General features: G+C 30.2%; 20 protein-coding genes. 9 read left to right on the top strand and 11 right to left on the bottom strand.

The window, feature by feature from the left end; all coding sequences use genetic code 11:
- The 3 genes from CDLVIII_RS11455 to CDLVIII_RS11445 form a co-directional block, all read right to left on the bottom strand.
- Nucleotides 1–1041 carry a hypothetical protein gene (locus tag CDLVIII_RS11455; protein WP_009169618.1) on the bottom strand — a complete coding sequence of 347 codons (1041 nt, stop codon included), beginning with the start codon at nt 1039–1041 and terminating at the stop codon, nt 1–3.
- A gap of 15 nt (nt 1042–1056) precedes the next feature.
- On the bottom strand, nt 1057–2034 hold the full coding sequence (locus CDLVIII_RS11450; RefSeq protein WP_242835980.1) for a phosphodiester glycosidase family protein: 978 nt from the start codon (nt 2032–2034) through the stop codon (nt 1057–1059).
- 197 nt (nt 2035–2231) lie between these two features.
- Nucleotides 2232–3599, bottom strand: a complete 1368-nt coding sequence (locus tag CDLVIII_RS11445; RefSeq protein ID WP_009169616.1) for an MATE family efflux transporter — start codon at nt 3597–3599, stop codon at nt 2232–2234.
- A 439-nt stretch (nt 3600–4038) separates the two neighbouring features.
- On the opposite strand from CDLVIII_RS11445, the gene CDLVIII_RS11440 reads away from it, so the two are divergent.
- Entirely contained in the window at nt 4039–4635 is a 597-nt protein-coding gene (locus tag CDLVIII_RS11440) for a hypothetical protein (RefSeq protein WP_186005593.1), read from the top strand.
- 312 nt (nt 4636–4947) lie between these two features.
- Nucleotides 4948–5613 (top strand): macro domain-containing protein, encoded by a 666-nt coding sequence (locus CDLVIII_RS11435; protein ID WP_009169614.1) that lies wholly within the window; start codon nt 4948–4950, stop codon nt 5611–5613.
- Nucleotides 5614–5672: 59 nt separating this feature from the next.
- Here the strand turns inward: CDLVIII_RS11435 and CDLVIII_RS11430 are convergent, their stop codons facing one another.
- A complete protein-coding gene (locus CDLVIII_RS11430; RefSeq protein ID WP_009169613.1) occupies nt 5673–6215 on the bottom strand; it encodes an NADH peroxidase in 543 nt (180 codons plus the stop codon).
- Nucleotides 6216–6527: 312 nt separating this feature from the next.
- Here CDLVIII_RS11430 and CDLVIII_RS11425 point away from each other — a divergent pair, with 312 nt between their 5' ends.
- The 3 genes from CDLVIII_RS11425 to CDLVIII_RS11415 all read left to right on the top strand — a co-directional run bounded on the left by CDLVIII_RS11425 (nt 6528) and on the right by CDLVIII_RS11415 (nt 8617).
- Nucleotides 6528–7433 carry a DUF5685 family protein gene (locus CDLVIII_RS11425; RefSeq protein WP_009169612.1) on the top strand — a complete coding sequence of 302 codons (906 nt, stop codon included), beginning with the start codon at nt 6528–6530 and terminating at the stop codon, nt 7431–7433.
- Nucleotides 7433–8053, top strand: coding sequence for a J domain-containing protein (locus tag CDLVIII_RS11420; RefSeq protein ID WP_009169611.1), 621 nt, complete (start codon nt 7433–7435; stop codon nt 8051–8053). The genes CDLVIII_RS11425 and CDLVIII_RS11420 overlap by 1 nt, the downstream gene beginning before the upstream one ends.
- A 69-nt stretch (nt 8054–8122) precedes the next feature.
- Complete coding sequence (locus CDLVIII_RS11415) at nt 8123–8617, top strand: hypothetical protein (protein WP_009169610.1); 495 nt, start codon at nt 8123–8125, stop codon at nt 8615–8617.
- A gap of 251 nt (nt 8618–8868) precedes the next feature.
- On the opposite strand, the gene CDLVIII_RS11410 is transcribed toward CDLVIII_RS11415, so the two are convergent.
- Nucleotides 8869–9891 carry a pyruvate kinase gene (locus tag CDLVIII_RS11410; protein WP_009169609.1) on the bottom strand — a complete coding sequence of 341 codons (1023 nt, stop codon included), beginning with the start codon at nt 9889–9891 and terminating at the stop codon, nt 8869–8871.
- A gap of 143 nt (nt 9892–10034) precedes the next feature.
- Between CDLVIII_RS11410 and CDLVIII_RS11405 the strand changes: the two genes are divergently transcribed.
- Both CDLVIII_RS11405 and CDLVIII_RS29840 read left to right on the top strand, forming a co-directional pair.
- A complete protein-coding gene (locus CDLVIII_RS11405) occupies nt 10035–10523 on the top strand; it encodes a DUF4883 family protein (RefSeq protein ID WP_009169608.1) in 489 nt (162 codons plus the stop codon).
- 319 nt (nt 10524–10842) lie between these two features.
- Complete coding sequence (locus CDLVIII_RS29840; protein WP_009167710.1) at nt 10843–11148, top strand: hypothetical protein; 306 nt, start codon at nt 10843–10845, stop codon at nt 11146–11148.
- On the opposite strand, the gene CDLVIII_RS11400 is transcribed toward CDLVIII_RS29840, so the two are convergent.
- The 3 genes from CDLVIII_RS11400 to CDLVIII_RS11390 all read right to left on the bottom strand — a co-directional run bounded on the left by CDLVIII_RS11400 (nt 11120) and on the right by CDLVIII_RS11390 (nt 13504).
- Nucleotides 11120–12076, bottom strand: a complete 957-nt coding sequence (locus tag CDLVIII_RS11400) for an IS3 family transposase (protein WP_009167709.1) — start codon at nt 12074–12076, stop codon at nt 11120–11122. The two genes, CDLVIII_RS29840 and CDLVIII_RS11400, sit on opposite strands and share 29 nt — an antisense overlap.
- A complete protein-coding gene (locus CDLVIII_RS11395) occupies nt 12019–12477 on the bottom strand; it encodes an HTH domain-containing protein (protein WP_009169607.1) in 459 nt (152 codons plus the stop codon). Before CDLVIII_RS11395 ends, CDLVIII_RS11400 begins: the two co-directional genes overlap by 58 nt.
- Before the next feature lie 427 nt (nt 12478–12904).
- On the bottom strand, nt 12905–13504 hold the full coding sequence (locus tag CDLVIII_RS11390) for a TetR/AcrR family transcriptional regulator (protein ID WP_009169606.1): 600 nt from the start codon (nt 13502–13504) through the stop codon (nt 12905–12907).
- 476 nt (nt 13505–13980) lie between these two features.
- Between CDLVIII_RS11390 and CDLVIII_RS11385 the strand changes: the two genes are divergently transcribed.
- On the top strand, nt 13981–15225 hold the full coding sequence (locus CDLVIII_RS11385; protein ID WP_009169605.1) for an MFS transporter: 1245 nt from the start codon (nt 13981–13983) through the stop codon (nt 15223–15225).
- A gap of 157 nt (nt 15226–15382) precedes the next feature.
- On the top strand, nt 15383–16228 hold the full coding sequence (locus tag CDLVIII_RS11380) for a PHP domain-containing protein (protein WP_009169604.1): 846 nt from the start codon (nt 15383–15385) through the stop codon (nt 16226–16228).
- A 110-nt stretch (nt 16229–16338) separates the two neighbouring features.
- Here the strand turns inward: CDLVIII_RS11380 and CDLVIII_RS11375 are convergent, their stop codons facing one another.
- From CDLVIII_RS11375 to CDLVIII_RS11365, 3 genes are read right to left on the bottom strand one after another with little or no spacing between them, the layout of a single operon-like run.
- Nucleotides 16339–17736, bottom strand: a complete 1398-nt coding sequence (locus tag CDLVIII_RS11375) for an aminopeptidase (RefSeq protein ID WP_009169603.1) — start codon at nt 17734–17736, stop codon at nt 16339–16341.
- Nucleotides 17737–17766: 30 nt separating this feature from the next.
- On the bottom strand, nt 17767–18675 hold the full coding sequence (hprK, locus tag CDLVIII_RS11370; protein ID WP_009169602.1) for an HPr(Ser) kinase/phosphatase: 909 nt from the start codon (nt 18673–18675) through the stop codon (nt 17767–17769).
- Nucleotides 18676–18681: 6 nt separating this feature from the next.
- A complete protein-coding gene (locus CDLVIII_RS11365) occupies nt 18682–18879 on the bottom strand; it encodes a DUF896 domain-containing protein (RefSeq protein WP_009169601.1) in 198 nt (65 codons plus the stop codon).
- Between the last annotated feature and the right edge of the window lie 159 nt (nt 18880–19038).

The raw sequence follows: 19038 nt of genomic DNA, 5'->3' as shown, positions 1-19038 counted from the left end.
TTATTCTAATTTATTTTTCATCAACTTGTTACCGTCCTTGGAGATAACTCCCTTAGAATATGTTTGAACTAAATCACCTTTATAACTTATCGATTTATTTCCTGTAAGCTCTAATACTGTTTTTTTGGATTTATTATCAATATATACTTTTCCAGAATAATCAATTAGTATATCGTCTTTATCAACTGGATCAGCAATTTTTAATTCATTCCATTTCCTAGTTTTATCTGATAAAACAGTGTAATATATCTTTTGAATTTTATTATTTACCTCTTCTCCAAAATATACATTATCATTAACATCTGCACCTAGCACCTTAGGATTTCTAACATTCGGTATTGATAGTGTTCCTTTTGTATTTAATATTGTTATGCTCGTTCCTTCCTCTAGTACTGCATTCGTGCTTGTTGTCGGAACCACTACATTGGTTATTGGCCTATCACTTTTAACCTTTTTTAATTGATTCATTACATTTGCATAATATAAATCACATTTTCCAGTACTCTTTTTAACTTCGATATACAAGCTATGGGTTAATGTTGAAAACACTACATTATTCACTTCATCTTTTGAACTATTGAGCTTAATTTGAACTTTATGCAAATCAAAATCTGCAAGATCTCTAGTTTCTCCCTTTTTAGCATCAAAAGATACTGGTTCTAAATAATATACCCCTTTATCTTTTACTTTCTGTATCACAAGCATATTATCTTCCCCATTAAGCCATTTATAAAATGCAATTTCAGAGCCGCTATCAGTCTCACATTCTTTTTCTGTATTATCATTGCTATCTAAAATCTTAAGTTTTCCACTATCTATATAAGAAACATACCGTGCATCTGAAGATAACTTCACTTCATTTATCCCACTTTTTATATCTATTTCTGTTTTCTTATCTGCTTGGTTGTCTTGTTCTTCAACTTTTTCAGCTTTAATATCAAAATCTGAAGCTAGATATACCTTATCAATAAATAAAAATATACTTTGCTGCAATATAAAAGCAAGTGCAAACCAAGTTAATCTTCTTTTTAAATTCTTCATTTACTACTTCCTCCTTTACTGCTCTACGTAAAATGCTGTTGCAACAGATCTTTCGCCATCCCAGGCATTAGGAGAATTTATGACGTTGCCTTTATAATACATTGTTGATGAATATCCTCCATCAAGAGCTCCTGCATTAACAGCTCCTCTTTCCATCATTATCTCTTGAACATCATATAAACTTGCTCCAGGTGTTGTTATTTTTCTACCATCTATAACTAAAAATATTATTGTTCCATCTGCTTTTTGACCAACTGCAGTTCTGGGGTTAAGTCCTTCTTCTGCTGTATTTTTTATCTGTCTAACTCCATTAATAATTATATTTGGCTTTCTAAAGCACATTGCTTCCTGTACATTTAGTTTTTTTAGTTCAGCTATTGTATGATCTCCAACTATCAGCTCTCCTCCTTTTGTAAAAGCAATAACATTTTCAACATCATTTTCATTTACATTTCCAGTAGGATAAATAACCTTTCCTTCTGATATAACAAAGCCCCCAGGTTCAGCTCCAGTTCCTGCATATTGAGTTCCATCTGAAGATTTATCAACAAAGGAACCACCATTGATGGCTGCAACCGCATCGTGTTCATCTGCCATTTCGCTTGTCTTTTCCCCCATTTTCCCCAAAAACTTGGTCATTGCAACCTTAACTTTTAATGGGTTCTTTATTTCTAAAACATACGCATCATATTTTTTATTAGGTATATGATATTCTGTTATTTCATTTCCGACTTTATATTTAACATCTATCTTTTTCATATCTTGAAAAGCTTCTGTGCTGCTATCACTTCCATCTATTCCAAGCATCTTATCTAACATCGTTTGTGGTATTATATCATTTATTAAATATGCATGCCTTGTTGCTAAAATAGTTGAAATCAAAGTTTTTCTCATGTTATCATATGGACCTAAGAAAAATACAATGGGTGTAGTTATCACTAAAAAAAGAAGCATATCACGGATACCTCGTAAAAGAACTTTTGAATTACGCATTTTTTTCTTCTTCTTTTTTATCTTTCTTCGTCTGTTATCATTCTTTGTAACCATATATCCCTCCAATATGCATATAAATCAACATCTTCATTATTTCCTATTATATAGTAAATAAACTATTTAGTTCTTACAAAATAATTAAGAAATATTTTACGCTTAATCCATTATTAGGATTTTATATTCAATGATTCTTCTACTTAAACTAAATTTCTAAGCCACTTCTTTTGTTTATATCGTCTAAAACCTAAAATAAACTTGTATATTTCTTCAAATGTAACCATTGCATATACGAAATATATCGGAAAGCCTAACACCATTCCTCCTAAAAAGGCAAATGGAATTCCAACCATCCATACCCCGCTAATATCTAACATTAATGCTGCCTTAGTATCTCCTCCGCTTCTAAGAATACCAACAATGTTTACCCAATTAAATACTTTAAATGGCAAGTACATTATAAAAACTATTAAGCATTTACTTACATCAGTACCTACATTATCTGTTACATTGAATAATGTAATTAATGGGTTTTTAATAGCAAAGCATGTAGCGCACATTATTAAGGCAGAAATAAATTGTAATACTATAAAGTATTTCGAATGACTTTCCGCTTCTTTTAATTTATTCGCTCCTAATTCATTTCCTAAGATGACTGCAGTTGCCGCACTTATTCCTTGAAAAATAACAGTAATTATCTGTTCAACCGTTTGAGTTATAGTAATAGCTGCTACAGCTCCATCACCCATTCTTCCATATACTAATGAATACATTGTAACTCCTAATCCCCACATAAATTCATTGAGAATAACAGGAGATACAGTTGAAAAAAATAATTTAACAAACCTTTTATTAAATGCTATTAATTCCTTAATTTTTGCTGCTGCTGGTCCCTTGCTATAGTATGCTATAAATAATATACAGCTGCATTCTATGGTTCTCGCAATTATAACTGCAATTGCCTCTCCTTTAACACCAAGCGCTGGTGCTCCAAAATGTCCAAAAATCAATGCGTAGTTTAATAGTACTTTTATAACTATTGAAATGATAGTTATTATAACAGGTGCTTTTACCTGGTTTACTCCTCTTAAAAGCGCCACATAAACATTAGTTATTGCAGTCAATGGATAGCTTATTGCAGCAATTGCTAAATATCCGGCTCCTATTTCTATAGTATTTTTACTTGGAGTGAAGATACTCATTACAATTTTAGGACAAATTAAACTTGGAATTACAAAAATAAAAGCTCCAATGAGCGCGATAGTTAAAGACATTCCCAAAACTCTTCTTATATTTTGTATATCTTTCTTACCAAAATATTGAGCTGTTAAAATGGATGATCCACTTACTATCCCAAATAATAATAAAGTGAACACAAAGAAAACTTTATTAGCAAGACCAACTGCTGCAATGGACGTTTGCCCCAAGCTTCCAATCATTACAGTATCTACAAGGTTTAAACTAGTATTTAATAAAGCTTGTAAGGCTATTGGTATTGTAATAGCTATAGCTTTTCTTACAAATTTTTTATCCTGTGAAATATCCTTCAAAGTTTTTCCTATCACCATAATATTTAGTACCTCTTTTATGCCTCTCTTCTTCATATCAAGTACTATTTTACTTTAGTTTAATTAATCATGTCTATAACATATTTTAGATTCTATTAGATTTTATTATGCATTTAACTCTATTTTAAAATTTAAATTATTTTAAAGCATATCTTTTACATTTTTAATCTGTTATAATAATATGATGTTTAGACTTAAGCTATTTGAGTCATAATAAAGAATATTATCTTGAAAAATTACATATTTTATGTTATTTTTTCAAATGAAGTAATTAACTAGGCATAATCAAAAAATAATATAATAGTACAGAATGTATATTTAATCTGTTATTTATTTTTATGTGCCTTATATATCTTTTTACTTAAAACCATGAAAGAGGTGCTTAACCATAAATACTAATTATAAAATTCAAGAAAATAAATACACTGATAAGGGCAATATCACAGAAATCACCATTTTAAAAAAGGACGGAAGTGAGCTAATCTGCAAAATAGATGCCTTAGATGCTGAAAAAGTTAAAAAGGAAGGTATTTGGTTTGCTGAGTGGCATAAAGACTTTAATAACTATTTAGTTCAATCATTATCTACTTCTAAAATTAACGGTAAGACAGTTTCAAATAAAAAAACTATTCAATCTGTAATTTTAGATGTTAATCCTAAAGCTCCAATAAAGCATTTAAACGGAAATACATTAGATAATAGACGTGAAAATTTAGAAATATATAATAGAAACTTTAAAAACGATTGTACAAAAATCGATCATGATACTATGGGAATAATTTTAAGAGATAAGTTCGGTAATCACAAAGATACTGCTTTGATTTCAATTGAAGATGTAAACAAGGTAGTAAGAGACGGATATAATTGGGTTACTTATAAAAAGGGAACTGAAATAATAGTTGTAGCAAATACACCTGATGGTAGAATTCGCTTAGACGAACTAATTATGAATCCTGATGAAACAATGAAAGTTCATCACATAAATTTAAATCCTTTAGATAATAGAAGAAAAAATCTAGAGAACCAACCTATCTAGTAACAATTATCTTTAATATTATTAATATAATAATTTAAATTTGTTATATTTAAAGTTTAAAGTCACGATGTATGAAGAATGAGTTTGCATTGTGGCTTTAACTTTATTCTAAGTTAGTTCTTTTCAATATTAGGCACAATTAAATAAAGAATACTGTCTATCATCCTTATATCTTCTATATATTATCTATCTGTTAAAAGAATATTTACATTTATTAATTTCCTTTTTTTTGAATCTTTGTATTTTTATTTGTATTAATTAGGTGTAAACTATTAATTAGATAATTTGTATGACTAATATGAGGTGATTAATTTGACTAAATTTGAAATTCTTTTTGGCGATATAACAAAAACTAAATTTGACGCAATTGTAAATGCTGCAAATGCATCACTGCTTGGGGGCGGTGGAGTTGATGGCGCAATTCACAAAGCCTGTGGTGATAAATTATTAGAAGAATGCAGACAATTAAATGGATGTTTAACTGGCAAATCAAAAATAACAAAATCATATAATCTAACGAGCTCTGGTGTATATTGGATAATACACACAGTTGGGCCTATTTATAGAAATAACGGTTCTGAAGAAAAATATTTAAGAAATGCGTACCGTTCTGCTTTTAAAATAGCTGCTAATTATTCTGAGTGTTACTCTAAGCAATTTAATGAAATTTTAAATACACATCTTTATCGTTTCAGCACAAATAAATTTATCGGAGGAAAACAAAAGGAATTCTTAATTAGAGAATCAAATGATTATATTAAAGAACATCCAATTCAAACTATTGCCTTTCCATCAATAAGCACAGGAGCATATTCTTATCCTTTAGAAGACGCCTGCAAAATAGCCTTAGATGAAATCTCAACATTTATTGAAGATTCACCTGGCACTTTTGACAAAGTTGCTATGGTCTGTTTAGATAAAAAAACATATGATATATATACCTCCTTATATGATTCTTTATATGCTAAAAAATCGTAACATAATAAAAGAGTAGATACTACTCACACTTAGTATCTACTCTTTCAATATTTCTAATCTTATGCGAAATATCTATCTAATAATCCTTTGAAAGCTTTTCCGTGTCTTGCTTCATCTTTACACATTTCATGAACTGTATCATGTATTGCATCTAAGTTTAATTTCTTAGCAAGTGTTGCTAAATCTTTTTTACCTTGACATGCTCCATGTTCTGCATCAACTCTAGCTTGTAAATTTGCTTTTGTATCTGCAACAACTACTTCTCCTAGTAATTCAGCAAATTTAGATGCATGTTCTGCTTCTTCAAATGCAATTCTCTTATATGCTTCTGCAATTTCTGGATATCCTTCTCTATCAGCTTGTCTTGACATTGCTAAGTACATCCCAACTTCTGTACATTCTCCAGTGAAGTTTGCATGTAAACCATCGATTACTTCTTGGTCAACCCCTTTAGCTACTCCGATTACATGTTCATCAGCAAAAGTTAATTCTCCGCTTTGTTCAACGAATTTTTCTGATCCTACACCACATACTGGACATTTTTCTGGTGCTGTTTCTCCTTCATAAATATAACCACATACTGTACAAACAAATTTTTTCATAATCTTCTCCTCCTAAAATCTTAACTTTAATATTTATTTTGTAATTTTTTTTAATTACTTCTCTCTACAAAAATTATTATATAATAATTATTATTTGTTGTAAATACTTTTTTATAAATTTTTCTATATTTTTTTATTATTAATATCCATGACATTATAAATGCCCCATAAACACTAGATTTTGGAATAAAACTTGTAAATAAATATTAATAATATCTAAATATTTTATTATATCTATATAAACTTTATGTTTAAATATTAAAAGTTACTGTATAATGTATTTATACTTATTCTTATAAGGAGTGTTTTTTATTGTTTGGATATGTTACTCCCTTAAAGGCAGAAATGAAAGTCAAAGACTTTGCTAGATTTAAATGCTACTATTGTGGACTATGCTGCCACATAAAAAAAGACTTTGGTAATCTACCAAGACTGTCTTTAAATTATGATATGACTTTTCTAGGCTTATTATTAGATGCATTAAACTCTGACGAACTAGAAATTGGACATCATAGATGCTCACTTCATCCTACTGAGAAAAAAATTATTATAACTAATAATAAAGCTCTAGCTTATGCAGCTGCAATGAACATTTCATTATCCTATTACAAGTTACTGGACGATGTATATGATGATAAGAATCTTAAAAGCAAATTCTTAAGTACTCTCTTATCACCTTATATAAGAAAATTTTCAGTTCAAATACTTGAAATTAATAATAAGATAAAACAATGCTTAAATAAACTTTCTACGTTAGAAAATGATAAGTCTTTTATTTATATAGATGAAATATCCGATCCTTTCAGTGATTTAGTGGGTATAATTCTACGTGATTATCCTTATGAATTACTTAATGATTCTGCTGAACTTAGAACTATTTTATATAATTTAGGGTATTCTATAGGTAAATGGATATACTTGATTGATGCCTTAGATGATTTAAAGTCCGATATGGAAAAAGGAAAATTCAACCCTATAAATTTTCTATATAATGAGGATTCTTTACCATATGATGAATTTATTAAAATAGTAAAACCCAAAATAGAATTTACTATTTTAAATTGCGGGTATAGTTGTAAGGAAAATTTAGATAAATTGAATCTTAATAGAAATAGCGATATACTATATAACATAATTGAATTAGGCTTAATGGATAAATATGTTAATATTATCAGACATCCAGAAAGTACAAATGAAACTAAAAGGAGAGATTTATAATGAATCCATATGAGGTATTAGGTATAAAACCTGGTGCAAGTCAAGATGAAATAAAAAGTGCATACAGAAAACTTATTAAACAATATCACCCAGACCAATTTGGAGATAATCCACTTAAAAATTTAGCTGAAGAAAAAATGATTGAAATCAATGAAGCTTACGAAGCATTAACTAAAAATCCTAATAATAATTATAATTCTAGTAACACTAGTACTTCATCAAATTATAATAATTCATCCAATAATTCTAGTAATTCCTATGATTTTCAGGAAATAAGAAGACTTATTCAATCTAGAAATTATTTAGCGGCTGAAAATAAATTAAATTCTATTTCTAACAGAACTGCTGAGTGGCATTACTTAAATGGAGCTGTTTTACTTAACAAAGGCTGGTTTGATGCTGCCCTTAACGAAATGAATGCAGCTGTCAGTATGGATCCTAATAATTTTGAATATAGACAAGGTTTAAATTCCTTAAGGCAAAGAGGCTCAAGCTATTCTAGTCCTTATTATAGAACTACAAATACAAACAATTCTGATCTATGCAATTGCTGTATAAATCTTTGGTGTTTAGACTCCCTATGCGAATGTGCAGGTGGAGATTTAATCAACTGTTGTTAATTTTAATATCTTATCCGCCAAATTTCAGACTGCAGAACTTGTACTTAAATATAAAGGAGTGAGCAATTTATGAAAGCAAAGTATATTGCCGAAAATGGTATAATTACAGCATTAACCCTTGCAATACTCTACTCTGCTTCCATTATTCCAATAAGTACTTTATCTATATTAACTGTTGCTTCATGCTTAATACCAATATCCATTATTAGAACTTCAATAAAAAATACAATATTGGTTTACATTGCTTCAAGTATTTTAAGTTTCTTTTTAGTAACAATTAATATAGCCATATATTATATATTATTTTTTGGAATATATGGCATAATAAAATATTTCATAGAAAAAATCAGAAATATACTTATAGAATTAGTACTAAAATTAGTTGCCTTTAATATGTTACTTTCAGTAATTTATTTTATCGGAACCAACTTATTAATTAATTTAGATACTAAATTCCCAATATACATTGTATGGATAATAGCGCAAGTTGTATTTCTAATTTATGATTATGCATTAACACTTATAATAAGCTTTTATTTAAGCAGAATACATAAACTTAGTTAAAAATTTGTATTATATATTTAAATACCTTATATAATAAGCAATATCCATATGCAAGCTAATAATGAATGATGAAACCCTTTAATATTTTTCTAATGCTTACCTTCATTAGAGAATACTTTTTAATTTCATCATTCATTTTTTATTAGTTTTATTCCATTTTCTCTATAATCATTTTATAAAGCATACATTATTAGAGAATACTTTTTAATTTCATCTCAAGTTATAAATTTAGTTTTTACTTTAATTCCTTATCATGAATCCCTATACTTTTCAATCAGCTTATTTAAAAACTCTACTGTTTTAACTGGTGCTTTTCCTATAGATGTTTCCCCTGCCAACATAAAACCTGTCGCACCGATTTTTATAAAATTATATATACTTTCAACTTCAGAAATTGATGGCATTTTCCCACTTTTCATACTATTAAAAAGATGAGTTGCTACTATTATATCTTTGTTTTTATCCTTAGTTACTTCCTTTATAATTTTTTCTTCATAAATAGGCGTATCTTCTATTGATGTTTCTGGTATTAAATCGCCTCTTCCTATTACTATTCCATCCACTTCATTTAATATACTTTTCAAATTATTTACTCCGTTTAAGGTTTCTATTTTTGCCCAAATTTTAGGTTTAGCTTTACTTGCACTACTGTTATCATTCAAAAATATTTTTATTTCATTAATATCTTCTTTATTCTCAACGAACGATTGGCATATTATATCTACTCTGTTTCTTATTCCCCACATTATAGCGTTTTTATCCTTTTCACTTAATGCAATCGCATTTCTCTCTAGATTCTTTATATTGCACCCTTTACCCTTTCTAATAATCCCACCTCTTACAGTAGTAACTTTAATAAGCCCATCTTCTCTCTCTATGACATTAAAAATCATCGTATTATCTTTTATTCCTATTTCTTTATATTCTTTTCCATTCAAGACTTCATTTTTAATATTTAATGGAATTATTTTGATTTTACCTTCACGATCCTTTATTTCTTCATATTTATCTTCACCACAAAAATAAATTTCTTCCCCATCATACACTTTATAAACATATTCAAATTTGTTTGATACTCTTACCTTAGTTCCTGAAAGATCTAATATTATTTCAATATCATTCTTTATTTCTTTTGCCATTTTTAAAAATCTTAAGAATTCTATTGCACTTCCATGTATAAAGTTAAATCTCAATGCATTTACACCGCTGTCTATTATCCCCTTAAGTATTGTCCTATCCTTTACAGTCGGTCCTACTGTTCCTATTATATACATATTATCCCCCAAAACATTATTACTGTTTATTCATATTATAAAATTCCCTTAATTATCACTTATTCCATTAATGTAGAAGTTCTAAAACTCAAAGGTTCGAATAAATTTATATTGTAAACATGGTATTTTAGGAGGTATGTATTTTGAAAAAAATTAGCTGCATTTTTATAATATTGCTATTATCCATTAATCTAATTGGTTGCAATTTACGAAATTATCAATATATAAATTTTTCTGTAAAACCAAATAATCATTATTATATTGATGAAATAAAAAATAAAATTTTAAATAATAAAAAATTTACTCTTTACGTATTTGATACTAATTTATATAAGGAAATAGAAGTTCCAGCAGACGAAAATTCTATTTTTGAAGATTTCATCTCTTCATTAGCTACCGAAAACTACTCAACTGAGGGAGTAAATGTAAAAGAGCCTTTTAGAATCAGATTATATTTTAATGATAATGATCAATACTTCGTTAAAGTTTTTAATGATTCTATTATATCTGTTGCTCCATGGGATGGAATTTTTAACGAAGATATTATTTCCATGAAAAACTTACCGCTAAGATATAACCTTTTTGATTTTTGCAATCATATTGAAAATAAGCCTATAGCTAAACAAAATTAAGTAATATAAACATTTAATTAGAGGGCATATTTTATTTTCGCCCTCTTTTTGCCCTTATAGAATAGTACTTATTAGTATATAAAAGGCATTAAACACTCTAGTGAATAAAGTGGTCCCATTGTCAAGGACATTTATAAAAAAAGGCATTAAATTTTAAATCTAAATCATGTATTTTATCCGTAAGGAGGAGATGCAGAAAAGATGAGCCAACATTGAATCCTATGGATTTGATGTTGGCTCATCTTAATAGCTAACTGTATCTTGTATGATTATGATAAATAGAAAGTTTATAGAAACCTTAAATACTTTCAAGGAATCTATGTTAAGTGATGATGTTCCCTCTTATGTTATTCGTTATTGCGAACAGCTTAATGAAGTGAAGTGGACATGGTTTTATGTACAAATGATGGAAGCTGTGATAATTACAGAAGAACTTGACTATCTGTTTTATGTGCTGAAATGGATTTTAAAAACCGATTTCCATGACCTCGCATATGAAATGTATTTCTATGACATGATCAATCCAGAGTGTAGTTCTGAATCACTGATTAAGGATGAATACCGGGCTATGTATAGCCAACGTTACCATACCCAGTTCATGGAAGACCTGTCTGTTCATCGTTGAGCGGATGCTTTCCAGTTATTATATATTCTGCATATTGATTTGGTGCCAGCTTCGCCAGTTTCCACTGATATCGTTCATTATTATAATAGTCCATATAATTATCAATTTCATTGCAAAGTTCATCGTAAGTACTGCATCTGTCCAGATGTATTTCATCTTTCATATGCCCAAAGAAAGATTCTTGTGGTGCATTATCCCAGCAGTTTCCCCTTCGTGACATAGACTGCCTCAGTTCTTTGTCTTTCAGCAACTGACGGAAAGACATGCTGGTATAATGACAGCCTTGATCTGAATGAAGAATAGCATCTATTTGAAGAGTGTCTCCATGTTTATCAATTAAGTTATTAATAGTTTCTAATACAAAATCAACTTCAAGAGACTCGCTTACTACATAGGACAGAACCTGTTTTGTATACGCATCTTTAATAACAGAGAGATACGCTTTACAGCCATGGTTATAAAATAAATATGTGATATCGGTAAGAAGTATTTTTCCTGCACCATGTTCTGCAAATTCACGTTTTACAAGGTTATCAGATATGGCATCTGTCTTAAGAGCTTTTGCCATTCTACGGTACGGATTGGCTTTCCTAATTGGACAAAAGAGATTGTATTTCTTCATCAGGCGGCTAATCTTTTTCTGATTCATTCGCACACCCATATGTAGCAGCCGCATATGTATTCCACGTCTACCTTTATCATATCCACGATACTTGTAAGCTTCTAATATTAGAGTAAAGTCAGCTCTATCCAGTTCTTCCTTATTACATCGTTGACCAAATGAATGAAGCCAGTTATAGTAGCCGCTTCGCGATACGCTAGCCATTTTACATAACCAACTTATATTTAATTCATTATTATCACGCTGAGTCATTTCTTGGATGAGTTTGAATTTTTCTTCTGGTGCTGCTTCTGTTTGTTCTTCCATTTGGCTTGTCTTTCTAAAAATTCGATTTTTTTTAAAAATTCATTTTCTTGTTTTAGATATTTAATTTGATGTTCCAGTCTGGCAATTCGCTCAGCATCAGTTAAATCCTTTGCAACTGGACGGCCTAAGTTACATTTTCTTATATCTTCAAAGCCATCTGAGCGAAATTCACATCTCTTCACCATTGCAACAAGAGCATCCTTACGTTTTTTACCTAAGAGCTGATGATTAATTCCACATTCAATCAATATTTGAGATGGTATTTTTCCTGCACGGTATTCTTTTGCAAACAGTTCTTTAAATTTAGTTGTATAAGTTATTGCTTTATCACTAACTTTTTCGATATACGGATTTTTTCGCAATTCTTCTTGTTGTTCTTCTGTAAAATGATTAACACCCATAAACACCCCTCCAATTATACTGAAATTAATTGTAACAAAAAAAGACCCTATAAAATAGAGTCAGTAAGAAATTTGGTTTTATAAGCCTTTTTTCTAACTGTCCATTCTATAGGATCCATTTTAGAATGTTTAATGCCTTTAAAATTATTTATTCAATTCGTATGAAACTCAATGTTTGCTTAGAATTATATTCAATCATATCATTGACATCCTTTATATAAATTAATATTTCTCTCAATAAAAAATTAATAAGCCTTGTTTTTTTCATAAATTCTCCTAGCACAAAAAGACCATAAAAAAAATTTATAACCTTGAACATTTTAGCTTGGACTGGGCATTCTAGCGAAGTGTGAATACCTTCTGCTCTCACCAGCTTAGCACTGATTATGATTCATACTCACTAATATAGCGTTTTAAAGGAAACGAACTAAGATAATTGTGATGAAAATTGTTCTAAATACTTGGATATACTTTCAATGTTAAATCGCATATGCCGATTATTTCCCTCCAGTTTACTTAGCATTATACCGCCTTCTAGAGTGGAAAAAATGAAAGTAGCAAGAGTATCGGTATCAATATTGGGCTTTAACTCACCGTTCTGTATTCCTTGATAAAGAATCCCCTTAATATATTTCAACATCCTTTCAATGCTTTGCTGGGCTTTTTTTCGTAATTCAGGGTGAGTATCATCACTTTCAATAGCTGTATTTAATACAGGACATCCTCCGATAAAAGGGGGATTTTCTACAACTTGTTCATAGACCTTGAATATGGCCAGAATTTTATCAATTGCTGATTGTTGTTCACTTACGGCTTCAAAAAATTTTTCATTAACAATTCCTACTGCATAATCATAGGCCTCAAGCGCAATCTCATCCTTACATGCAAAGTGACGATAAATCCCCCCCCTCTTAATTCCAGTTACTTCAGTAATATCAGAGAGCGAAGATCCTGCGTAGCCTCGCTGATTAAAAAGTTCAGCCGATTTCTTAATTATATAATTGCGTGTGTTTTCTCCTTTACTCATAGTATCTCCTCCAAGGAATGTAATTTTATCCTCACTGCACATGTTATTTTTTCTTTAATTATTATAGCATGCCTCCAAAAATTTAGATAGTTATTACAAGGCAGGGGTTATTTCTTCAACGAACTTGATCTTTTAATTTAAGAAGCCAATTCTGTAATTAGACATAAGAACAAAATCGTAGGCGACTGTGGAGCCGAAGATTTTTTTACGCATCTGCCTTTTCGAACGAATGTGAGAAAAATCTGGCAGGCGAATATGATTTATTTTTTATTCTTTTCTACTCGGAACCTATTAAATAGCCTTTTTCATAAGTTATCCATAGATTTTACTTTATTATAAATTCCTAAAGAATAAAAAATATTTTTCACACAAGCAGTTTGAATATAAATTTGCACTTTATTCATTATTATGTTAACATGATAAAAAAAGATATCGTTCAGTATCTTTTTTTATTATATTAAAATGAGGTGAAGAAAATGAACGACACATGGTTTAAAGAACGTAAGTATGCTTGGATCGGCTTAACTGCTTTGTGGATTATCGGCTTTATTGGCGCATTGTTGCGTTTTATTATGGCTACTTATCAAGTTCAAATTTCTCAAGATTTGAACATAAGCAGAAGCTTGATTTCCATGGCATGGTCAACCAACTTACTGATTGCAGCATTATGCACCCCAATAGGAGGATGGATTGCTGACCGTTATGGACCTAAGAAATTAATGCAACTAAGTACAATTTTTAGTATCTTAGGGACAAGTATTGTTTTTGTAGGACATAGTCCGGTTTTGTTTTTTATCGGATATGGAGTCATATCTGGTTTTTACGGTATAGGAGCATCTGCCACATATATTCTAATATTTGACTGGTTCCAACATCATCGAGCCAAAGCTACTGCACTTCTGGCAAGCTCATCATCTATTGGTCTAGCCGTTTGCACTCCGATTTTTATCTCGAATAGTTGGTTAACATGGAAGGATGCATTTCTAATCTCTTGCCTGCTCAGCCTTTTTGTTGCATTGCCAGTTATTCAGTTTCTTATTCGGAATCCTGAAAATCGACAGAAGCAATCAAAGAAATCTGAACAACCAAAAATGAAAATGCTTTTTAAAGACTCTCATATATTATTATTTCTATTCATTGGTTTTGCATTATTTACATGTGGGTTTAATATGGGGACTGTAGAGATGAATTTAGTGGCTATTTATCAATGGTCCAGCGTAAAGCCTGCCTTGATTGCTATATCCATGAGCACCTTAGGAATTATGGAAATAATCGGTTCGCTCATTTTCGGATATTTTTTTGATCGTATCAATAAATTTACAGCCATGTCGCTGTTGTACGGGATACGCATCTTAGCGTTTATAATTTTGTTTGTACATTCGCCCTGGTCGCCGATTGTGTTTGCAGTGCTCTTCGGATTTACTTATCTAGGGGCTGTACCTGGAGGAATGTTAATTGCCAATGAGAATACTAAGGAAAAAGGAAAGTTCATTGGAAGTCTCCTTCTATTCCATCAAGCAGGTGGTATAATAGGTAGCTTAATCGGAGGTGTTTCTTTTGATATCAGTAAAAGTTACCAACTACTCATTTGCATTGATATGCTTCTATGCGTTTTAGTTACAATAGGGTATTTTACGAATTATTGGCTACGATATAAAAATGCTTTGTCTGTAAGCAAGTATGCAAATGAAGTTAACAAACTACAATCAAACGATAACTAATTGTGAACTATAAACCAAATCAGGTGATTTTATTTCAAATCTTGTAATTAAATATATGAAAAATATTATTGTTATTGTGAGTCCCTATACTTATATTTTTCCATATGATATGATTATTATATTATTATAAAAATCTCTGATAATTGGAGGATAACTTATGCTTAAAGTAGATTTCCACGTTCACACTACCTCTTCTGATGGAATATTCTCGCCTTCTGAAGTTGTTAAAAGAGCTTATGAGAATAATGTTAAATATCTAGCCATAACAGACCATGATACTATTGATGGCTTAAATGAAGCTATTGAAGAAAGTTATAAATATGATATCACCTTAATTCCTGGAATTGAATTATCAACTCAGCACAACAATGAAAGTGTACATATTTTAGGCTTCTTTAAAGATGATAACTTTAAAAATCAAGAGTTTATTAAAGAACTTAATAATATAAAAAATCATAGAATTGTTAGAGCAAAAAAAATGATTAATAAGTTAAAAGAGGAGTTTAATATAGAAATAAATTTCGAAAAAATTTTAAAAGATGCTAAAGATACTATTGCTAGACCTCATATTGCCAGAGAGATAATTAATTGCGGCTACCCTTATACTCATGATGAAATTTTCAATAAATTCATTGGCAAAAATTGTAAAGCCTATGTCCCAACTTTAAAGCTTTCTACTATTGATGGTTTAAAATTACTAAAAAAATATAATGCACATGTATTCTTAGCTCATCCTAAATTAATAGTAAATTCTAGCATACACGAGTTCTTATCCATGGGTTTTGATGGTCTTGAATCTATATATTATCTTAACACACAGGAAGAAACTGAATCGTTTTTAAAACTAGCAAATGATAATAATTTATTAGTTTCCTGCGGTTCTGATTTTCATGGTAATTTAAAAGAGGATACTCGCCATGGCGATATTGGTTCTGTTGAATTGCCCTATGAGTATTTGTCAAAATTTCTCTCTTCTCTAAATTTATCGCACGAAACTAAATAACAAATCGATATTATTTATATTAAAAGATAAAAAAGCTCAAGGATTCTAGCATTTATATCCTTGAGCTCTATTATTATAAAGTTCTTTCTTATCTCATATTTTAATAATTTCTATGCCTCTAATAAAAAAGCTTTATATCCCTTCATAGTTTCGTATATATCAACTTTACTTGCAATTTCCCATGGTGAATGCATATTAAGAAGTGCAACTCCACAATCTATTACTTCCATGTTATATTGCGCTAATATATACGCTATAGTTCCCCCTCCGCCAGCATCAACTTTTCCAAGTTCTGCTGTTTGAATTGCAACATCGTGTTTTTCCATTATATTTCTAAGTTCTGCCATATATTCAGCACTTGCATCATTACAACCATATTTTCCTCTCGAACCTGTATATTTGTTAAATACCATTCCTCTGCCAAAGAAAGCTGCATTCTTCTTTTCCATTGCTGAAGGATAATTAGGATCAAAGGCTGCACTAACATCTGATGATAACATCTTTGAATTAGTAAGACATCTTCTAAGTTTTAGCTCTGTATATCCTTCGACTTTGTCTATAATTTCAGCAACAATGTTTTCAAAAAACTTCGATTGCATACCAGTAGCACCAAAGCTGCCTATTTCCTCTTTATCAACTAATAAGGTACAGCAAGTCTTATCAATTTCCTTTATATCAAACATAGCCATGAGAGATGTATACGAACAAACTCTATCATCCTGACCGTAAGCCATAACCATACTTCTATCTAATCCATAGTCTCTCGCTCTTCCTGCAGTTACAACCTCTAATTCAGCTGAAAGAAAATCATCTTCCTCAAAATCATATTTTTCTTTAAGTATTTTTAGAATATTTGCCTTAACAGCTTCCTTTTCTGTTCCTTTTAAAGGCATACTTCCAACTAAGACATTAAGGTCTTCACCTTCAACAACCTTATTTCCCTTTTTTTCCATCTGAGTCCCAGCTAAATGTACTAAAAGATCAGAAACTCCAATAACAGGGTCATTTTCATCTTCTCCAATACATATATTTATAACTGTTCCATCCTTTTTTGCTACAACTCCATGCAAGGCCAAAGGTAATGTAACCCACTGATATTTTTTAATTCCACCATAATAATGCGTATCTAACAATACCAATTCACTATCTTCATATAGAGGATTTTGCTTCACATCCAATCTTGGCGAATCAATATGAGCTCCCAAAATTTTTAATCCATTTTCCATCGGCTCATTTCCTATTATAAACAAAGCTATTGTTTTACCTTTATTATTAGCATAAACTTTATCTCCTGCTTTTAAAGTTCCTTTGTTTTTAATAATTTCTTCTATATCTTTATAACCTTCAGCTTTTGCTAATTCTATTACCTCATGAACACATTCTCTTTCAGTTTTACATTGGGACATAAAATCTTTATATCCTTCACAGAATTTAAATATCTCTTCTACCTTCTCGCTATCATATTTATTCCATGCATTTTTATTACTTTCCTTTTTCTCACTTTTCATAAAAAAATTCCTCCTTAGTTAGCATTCCCTTTAATCATTAAGATCATTCATCCTACTTTCTATTACATCTACAGGTGTAATTTTTGACATGAGTGCATGTCTGTAATTAACTGCCGCTGCTTCTATAATGACTGCAATATTTCTTCCTGGCCTAATAGGAACAGTTAATTTTTTTACATTTATACCTAATATGTTCATATATTCATTGTCTATTCCCAATCTATCATAATCGTTATCATCTTTCCAATGTTCAAAATGCATAACTAATCTTATTTCCTTCTCCTGAACAACGGAACTTAATCCATACAATGTTGTGACATCAATAATTCCAAGCCCTCTAACCTCTAACATTCCTACTGTTATTTTAGGAGATCTTCCTATTAACTGGCCATCTATATCCTTTATATCGACAGCATCATCTGTAACAAGTCTATGTCCCCTTTTTATTAATTCTAAAGCTGTTTCACTTTTTCCTATTCCACTTTCTCCTGTAATTAATATACCTATACCGGAAACATCCACCAAAACTCCATGTAATCTAGTTTCAGGTGCAAGCTTATCTGCTAAATATATTGTAGTTTTACTTATAAATTGTGTAGTTACCAAGTTGCTTCTAACAAACCATATATTATGTTTTTGTGCTTCTCGTATAAATTCCGGATGTGGTTCTAATCCTCTAGTTATAATTAAGCAGTTTATATCAAAGCTAAAGTATTTCTTTACTCTCTTTTTTCTAAGTTCTATTTGCATATAATCTAGAAAGCTCCATTCTGCCTTACCTATAACCTGTATTCTCTCTGGAGCAAAGTAATTATAAAAGCCTGCAAGTTGTAGTCCTGGTCTATTTATATCATTTACAGAAATCTCCACATCTTCTTTTCCTTCAACTAGCACTTCCAAATTCAAATCAGCTATTAGCTTTTTGACTAATACTCCCACTCCTCATTACCCCTTTTTTCTTTTTTTTGATTCTATCCCATCTAATTGAGCTCTAAAATTCCTTTTAACATTATCTATATACCTTTTTCTAAGTTTTTCTTGTAATTCTTTCTCATCCTTTGTAAGTTCTCTTTCTTGACTTATTTTGTATAATGAATTAATTTCCTTAACAACGTCCTCAATCTTAGAATTTTCGATATCCATTATGCCTCATCCTTTCTGTGTCTATACCAATAATTTTACCATTTAAAATAATATAATCAATATGAAATTTTTCGACACCATTTCTTAATTCCATATATAGTCGTGTCGATCATCTCTTTTGTAATTATTATACATATTTGCATTATATTGTAATGAAAT

This window comes from Clostridium sp. DL-VIII, from assembly GCF_000230835.1.
GTDB lineage: Bacteria > Bacillota > Clostridia > Clostridiales > Clostridiaceae > Clostridium.
Note: the sequence above shows the minus strand (reverse complement) of the source record. Positions and strands in the feature narration are given on the sequence as shown.

What these genes read in the sequence shown, in the direction of transcription:
- CDLVIII_RS11430 (WP_009169613.1), bottom strand. Translation starts at nt 6,215, where the DNA reads ATGAAAAAATTTGTTTGTACAGTATGTGGTTATATTTATGAAGGAGAA.
- CDLVIII_RS11445 (WP_009169616.1), bottom strand. Translation starts at nt 3,599, where the DNA reads ATGGTGATAGGAAAAACTTTGAAGGATATTTCACAGGATAAAAAATTT.
- CDLVIII_RS11390 (WP_009169606.1), bottom strand. Translation starts at nt 13,504, where the DNA reads ATGAGTAAAGGAGAAAACACACGCAATTATATAATTAAGAAATCGGCT.
- CDLVIII_RS29840 (WP_009167710.1), top strand. Translation starts at nt 10,843, where the DNA reads ATGTTAAGTGATGATGTTCCCTCTTATGTTATTCGTTATTGCGAACAG.
- CDLVIII_RS11410 (WP_009169609.1), bottom strand. Translation starts at nt 9,891, where the DNA reads ATGTATATAATAGGAACAGTAGGACCGACTGTAAAGGATAGGACAATA.
- CDLVIII_RS11380 (WP_009169604.1), top strand. Translation starts at nt 15,383, where the DNA reads ATGCTTAAAGTAGATTTCCACGTTCACACTACCTCTTCTGATGGAATA.
- CDLVIII_RS11400 (WP_009167709.1), bottom strand. Translation starts at nt 12,076, where the DNA reads ATGGAAGAACAAACAGAAGCAGCACCAGAAGAAAAATTCAAACTCATC.
- CDLVIII_RS11385 (WP_009169605.1), top strand. Translation starts at nt 13,981, where the DNA reads ATGAACGACACATGGTTTAAAGAACGTAAGTATGCTTGGATCGGCTTA.
- CDLVIII_RS11365 (WP_009169601.1), bottom strand. Translation starts at nt 18,879, where the DNA reads ATGGATATCGAAAATTCTAAGATTGAGGACGTTGTTAAGGAAATTAAT.
- CDLVIII_RS11415 (WP_009169610.1), top strand. Translation starts at nt 8,123, where the DNA reads ATGAAAGCAAAGTATATTGCCGAAAATGGTATAATTACAGCATTAACC.
- CDLVIII_RS11395 (WP_009169607.1), bottom strand. Translation starts at nt 12,477, where the DNA reads ATGGGTGTTAATCATTTTACAGAAGAACAACAAGAAGAATTGCGAAAA.
- CDLVIII_RS11450 (WP_242835980.1), bottom strand. Translation starts at nt 2,034, where the DNA reads ATGCGTAATTCAAAAGTTCTTTTACGAGGTATCCGTGATATGCTTCTT.
- CDLVIII_RS11375 (WP_009169603.1), bottom strand. Translation starts at nt 17,736, where the DNA reads ATGAAAAGTGAGAAAAAGGAAAGTAATAAAAATGCATGGAATAAATAT.
- CDLVIII_RS11420 (WP_009169611.1), top strand. Translation starts at nt 7,433, where the DNA reads ATGAATCCATATGAGGTATTAGGTATAAAACCTGGTGCAAGTCAAGAT.
- CDLVIII_RS11455 (WP_009169618.1), bottom strand. Translation starts at nt 1,041, where the DNA reads ATGAAGAATTTAAAAAGAAGATTAACTTGGTTTGCACTTGCTTTTATA.